Annotated in this window: 1 protein-coding gene and 1 pseudogene; both read right to left on the bottom strand. The window is 81.1% G+C overall.

What is annotated here, in order from left to right:
• A pseudogene (locus tag ABD317_RS35870) lies at positions 1-960 on the bottom strand (hypothetical protein); the annotation flags it as partial.
• A 68-nt stretch (positions 961-1,028) separates the two neighbouring features.
• Positions 1,029-2,342 carry a tetratricopeptide repeat protein gene (locus ABD317_RS35865; protein WP_344296058.1) on the bottom strand — a complete coding sequence of 438 codons (1,314 nt, stop codon included), beginning with the start codon at positions 2,340-2,342 and terminating at the stop codon, positions 1,029-1,031.
• Positions 2,343-2,519: the final 177 nt, after the last annotated feature.

The raw sequence follows: 2,519 nt of genomic DNA, 5'->3' as shown, positions 1-2,519 counted from the left end.
CAGCGACAGGCGGGTGGGCCGGCGACGGCCGGCGCCGGAGGACGGGCGCCGGCTGCCGCGGGCCCGCGACCGGCGGCGGCTGCCGCCGGACCGCGGCCGACGGACTCCGCCATCCCCCATCCCGCCGGAGGGGAGTACCCGGTTCCGCGTCCCGGCCCGGCCGGCACAGACGAACCGGTGAACCGGGCCGCTGCGGCTGCCGCTCGCGGCCCGGAAACCCCGGCCGCGACGCCCGGCGGACCACCGCACCCGGGCGCGGCCCCTCCCCGCACCGCCGACGAGGCGCTGGCCGCGCTGCTGGCGTTCGCCGAGCCGTACCGGGACGACCCCCGCGTGGCCGGCCGGATCGCCGAGGCGCACGACCTGCAGGCCGGACTCGCCGCCCGCCGCGGCGAGACGGAGCGCGCCGCCGCGCTGTACGAGCAGGCGGTCCGCGAGCACGACGCCGCCGGCGTCCCCTGGTACGCGGTGCACGCCCGGGCCGAACTGGCCGGACTCGCCGCCCGCCGCGGCGACCGCGAGACCGCCGAGCGCGCCGTGCGCGGCGCGCTGGAGCACAGCGCCGCGTACGGCCGTCCCGCCGGGCAGGCGAGCCTGCACCTGCAGCTGGCCGACGTCCTGTGCAACACGGGCCGCGAGGCCGAGGGCGCCGAGCACCTGCTCGAAGCCGCCCATTGGGCCGACGAGGCCGGCGACTCCGACGGCATGGGCGCCTGGGCCCGCCACCACCTCGGCGGCGCCCTGCTCCGCCTCGGCCGGCCGGCGGAGGCGGCGACGGTGCTGGAGGACGCGCTCGCCGACATCGACGCCGAACGGCACGGCGAAGGCCCCGTCGTGCAGACCCGCTGGTGGCTGGGCGACGCCCTGCGGCGGCTCGGGGAGCACGAGCAGGCGGCGGAGCAGTACGTGCGGGCCGCGGAGACCGCCGCCGGGTGGGACGGCGACGGGGCCCGCGACCACGCGGTGCTGGCGACGCTGGCCGCGCAGGCGCTGAGCGCGGCGGAGATCGACGTCCAGGCCGAGCGCGCCTACGAGCGCGCGGGCGCGCTGTGGCGGGAGCTGGGCGACGTCCCGGCGCTGATCCGCACGCTCCGGGCCCGCGCCTGGCTGGCCGTCCGCCCGGACCGGGCGGGCCCGGCGGCGGCCCGGGAGCTGATGGCGCAGGCGGAGCGGGAGCTGACGGCGGCCCTGGCGGCGACACCCCCCGCGGAGCCAGCCGCGGTGTCCGGAGGCGGCGGCCCTGCGTCCGTGCCGTCAGCACCCGGCCGAGTCGCCTCCGCCGGTGTGTGTGCCCCGGCCGCGGCTGGTTCCGCGGGGGGTGTCGCCGCCAGGGCCGCCGTCAGCTCCCGCTCCGCCTGCGCCATCAGCTCCCGGGCCGCCGCCGGGCCCGCCCGGTCCGGGCGGACGGCCAGCCAGGCGCGGGCCCGGAGCGTGCGGATCAGCGCCGGGACGTCGCCCAGCTCCCGCCACAGCGCGCCCGCGCGCTCGTAGGCGCGCTCGGCCTGGACGTCGATCTCCGCCGCGCTCAGCGCCTGCGCGGCCAGCGTCGCCAGCACCGCGTGGTCGCGGGCCCCGTCGCCGTCCCACCCGGCGGCGGTCTCCGCGGCCCGCACGTACTGCTCCGCCGCCTGCTCGTGCTCCCCGAGCCGCCGCAGGGCGTCGCCCAGCCACCAGCGGGTCTGCACGACGGGGCCTTCGCCGTGCCGTTCGGCGTCGATGTCGGCGAGCGCGTCCTCCAGCACCGTCGCCGCCTCCGCCGGCCGGCCGAGGCGGAGCAGGGCGCCGCCGAGGTGGTGGCGGGCCCAGGCGCCCATGCCGTCGGAGTCGCCGGCCTCGTCGGCCCAATGGGCGGCTTCGAGCAGGTGCTCGGCGCCCTCGGCCTCGCGGCCCGTGTTGCACAGGACGTCGGCCAGCTGCAGGTGCAGGCTCGCCTGCCCGGCGGGACGGCCGTACGCGGCGCTGTGCTCCAGCGCGCCGCGCACGGCGCGCTCGGCGGTCTCGCGGTCGCCGCGGCGGGCGGCGAGTCCGGCCAGTTCGGCCCGGGCGTGCACCGCGTACCAGGGGACGCCGGCGGCGTCGTGCTCGCGGACCGCCTGCTCGTACAGCGCGGCGGCGCGCTCCGTCTCGCCGCGGCGGGCGGCGAGTCCGGCCTGCAGGTCGTGCGCCTCGGCGATCCGGCCGGCCACGCGGGGGTCGTCCCGGTACGGCTCGGCGAACGCCAGCAGCGCGGCCAGCGCCTCGTCGGCGGTGCGGGGAGGGGCCGCGCCCGGGTGCGGTGGTCCGCCGGGCGTCGCGGCCGGGGTTTCCGGGCCGCGAGCGGCAGCCGCAGCGGCCCGGTTCACCGGTTCGTCTGTGCCGGCCGGGCCGGGACGCGGAACCGGGTACTCCCCTCCGGCGGGATGGGGGATGGCGGAGTCCGTCGGCCGCGGTCCGGCGGCAGCCGCCGCCGGTCGCGGGCCCGCGGCAGCCGGCGCCCGTCCTCCGGCGCCGGCCGTCGCCGGCCCACCCGCCTGTCGCTG

This window comes from Streptomyces synnematoformans (genome assembly GCF_039531005.1).
Classification (GTDB): domain Bacteria; phylum Actinomycetota; class Actinomycetes; order Streptomycetales; family Streptomycetaceae; genus Streptomyces; species Streptomyces synnematoformans.
Note: the sequence above shows the minus strand (reverse complement) of the source record. Positions and strands in the feature narration are given on the sequence as shown.